The sequence below is a fragment of the Pseudomonas sp. Leaf434 genome, from assembly GCF_001425545.1.
GTDB lineage: Bacteria > Pseudomonadota > Gammaproteobacteria > Pseudomonadales > Pseudomonadaceae > Aquipseudomonas > Aquipseudomonas siliginis.
In genome coordinates, this window is the sequence record NZ_LMQZ01000005.1 from 1 (window position 1) to 3,057 (window position 3,057).

2 pseudogenes are annotated in these 3,057 nt (G+C 54.6%); both read right to left on the bottom strand.

Annotated elements, in window-relative coordinates:
* Positions 1-2,239: pseudogene (locus ASG55_RS26845) on the bottom strand (hypothetical protein); the annotation flags it as partial.
* Positions 2,240-2,556: 317 nt separating this feature from the next.
* Positions 2,557-3,057, bottom strand: a pseudogene (locus ASG55_RS26935) (hypothetical protein); the annotation flags it as partial.

Sequence of the window (3,057 nt, forward strand, 5' to 3'; positions counted from 1 at the left end):
CAATCGACCAGTCGCCATCCTGGCTCAATATTTTCGGATCGCCCAAGGGACGATCAAACTGCTTGTCGCGCAGTTGCAAAGTGGCGCCCACCATACCCATTGTGCCCTCGACCGTTACAGCACGACCGACTTCCGAGCCGTCCGGCGGCTGGGTAATCACTGGCGTGACCATCGCTCTCCTGACAATGAAGGTCGTGGACGTCGGCTGCGAAGTTTGCTGCGCGGCGACTTGGGTTACCGTGACGGTATGTGTGATATCCAGGGCAAATTCTTTGTCGCGCCTGAACTGCCATGTGCCAGCACTGACGATGCCCTTGTGCACAATGCCAGTTTCGTCGCTGTACTCAATGTTCACGGTTGCACCCGGCCAGCACGTGCCGCTGAACCTGGGTGAAAGTCCGTCATCCTCAGGCTCGTTCAGGCCAGGGGCCTGCGGCGGGATGGTGACTTTGAGGACAAACCAGTTTGGCGACTGGTGCCCGTCGAGAAATTGCTTTATGTGTACTTCACGTTCGAACGAGGGTCCCCAAACGCTCGAAGCCTGGGTGGACCACCGCCCGCCGACGACCTCCACTTCAGGCGCTTCAAGATATGGGCTATTGGGCCTGCGTGGCTGAACCAAGGCTCTGTTGAAACCTTTGCCGCTGAAGGTCGGTTGGTAGTCGTTGGTGAATTGCACTTCACTGACATCGGGGAGGATATTTTTTACTTCGAAGGTCAGCGGCAGCGAGTCGATCCAGCCGCTGGCGTTGTCGGCGATTTTTTGAATGACAGAGACGTTGTAGGTACCCAAAGGCCACTGCGCTGCGGTTTCCCAGATGCCTCCCGGCATCACTTCAGCATTTGCAGGCGCGGGAACTTGCACCGCGCCCCCGCTGACGGTGAACTGGATTTCAGATTTGAGATCGCGATCGTAATAACCGTTACCGGCAAAGGTCACCGTGGTCCCGGAGATGGTGACGTTGGGCTGTTTCAGAGTGGGGGGGCGAATCCTGAAGGCTTGTGGTGCACTGCGTCCGGATGACACGTCATCCAGATCCTGTTCGACGACCAGGCTGATCGGCCCTGGCGGCACGTTGATCATCCCCTCCCACGCCCCGTCTGCATTGCTAACGACTTCCCAATCACGAACAGGATCATTCGTCAGATCAAAAAATGCTCTCAATCGCGCCCCAGCCAAGCCGTTGCTTCCTGTCAGAAGGAAGTCTTGTTCATAAACTGTTCCCGCAGGTGGCTTGGATATTAACGGCAGCCCCATGACTCTGAAAGTTATGGCATCGGTATAAAAATGATTGATATTGGGTGATTTAAGTTGGGCGACAACCGAGAACGTCCCGCTGCCAGAGACCTTTATTGCCGGAGCCTCCCAAGTCGTATCGGACTTTCCGACAGTAATAACCTCACTCCAGTTTTCATAATGATCCAAATGCCCAACCACTCTGATAACAGTACCCGGCGCAGCCATACCTCTGAAACAAACCAGATCCTTTGCCAACACCAAAGCATTAGCTGCCGGGAAAGTAATTCGAGCGCGGTAGACTGTTACATAAGCCGTCCGCTCGGAAACCTTACCGGCGTACATTTGATATGCTTGAAAACTTAGAGAATTCTTGTTTTCTGCCACGGTGACGGGCACTGACCAAGGATCGTAGAAAGCCTCTTCTGCCCCAATCGTACCGCGCCCATCATCCAAGACAACAGTATAACGGTATATTGCTCCCGTGCCCTTGACAGAGAAAGTTGAAGATGTGAAGTTTCGGATTGCACTGATGGTTGGAATGGGCATCCGATAATTGGCAACCTTGTAGGTTTTCAGAACCGGATCACTTGCGTTACCCACATCATAAATATAATCAAACCCCACTGTTACGTTTCTTTGATTGGCGATAATCGTTTCTCGATAGGGTTCATCAAGATCAATCCACTCACCGGTCTGGCGAGCACTGCCCGTCAGTTCTCTTACATCACCTTCACCGCTAACCAAAGAAAGATAGAATTTTACATTCCCTTCATAACGTCGATTCTCTTTTGCTCTGTACGCTGACACGATGCAAGTAAATGTCGAACCATCGTAGGAGTAGGCATAGCTCACTCGAAGCTGCGCCCACCTACCGTCTTCTTCCGCGTGAAGCTCATGGGTTACAAATGTCACATCCGTTCCGATCTCCTCAGCGCAGACTACCTCTTGTTTCGGGGGCAAGCTGTCGGAAGGATCTTTAATACCATCATCTTGTTCCATGGCCGGATCTCAGAAAGGGCAAGGTGGCTGATTGATGCAACAGGTAAATTCATTGAATACCGGTGCCTCACATCGCTACACCTGTAAAACCTGACAGTCCCGACCAGCGGTAACTATTCCACGCCTTAGTATCCTTGCGTCCTTCAGCCATTAAACGCGACTGCATCAGCTTGCGTCGTTGCCACACATCACTCAGAGTCCACCAGCTTGTACACCTGAGTAACGCCGCCCGGCATGGCTGATCAGGCGCGCGGCTTCGACTTCAAAACGCGCACTGTCGGCCCAATCGGACATCGTTGCGTCATCCGCCGCGTCAGTCAGCGTCTGCCGGAATCGGTACCAGTTGCCCGCCAGAGGCAGTGCCCTTGTCGCCGCCCCGCGCGGAAAGTACCCAGAAAGACCGAGCGCAGGGTTTCAAATGATTCGAACCCGTCCAGAGATGCGACTGCCTCGAGCCGGTAAAGCCCCCCGCCGAGCAGACTTGCATCGAGCATCACTGACCAGGTGCGATTTTCCTGCACGACGGCGCTTGCCGGCTCGGAACGCGCGGCACCGACCAGGGTCACCGTAACCGTATCGCCCGGCACGCCAAAACCGCACACCACCACCTGCTGCCCGATGGCATCGCCCTCGACCGGGGTTTCAATGAAGGGTGCCGCTGGCACAATGTCAAAGTGCAGCGGCTCGCTGTCTTTCGACTCCTGCAGTTTGCCGCTTTCATCCATGAACCTCTGCCGGGCCCAGATCGTTTTGCTGCCCACCGGCAACGTCACTTCGGCTTGCCAATTGCCCGCCCAATCCACAATGACATCACTGAG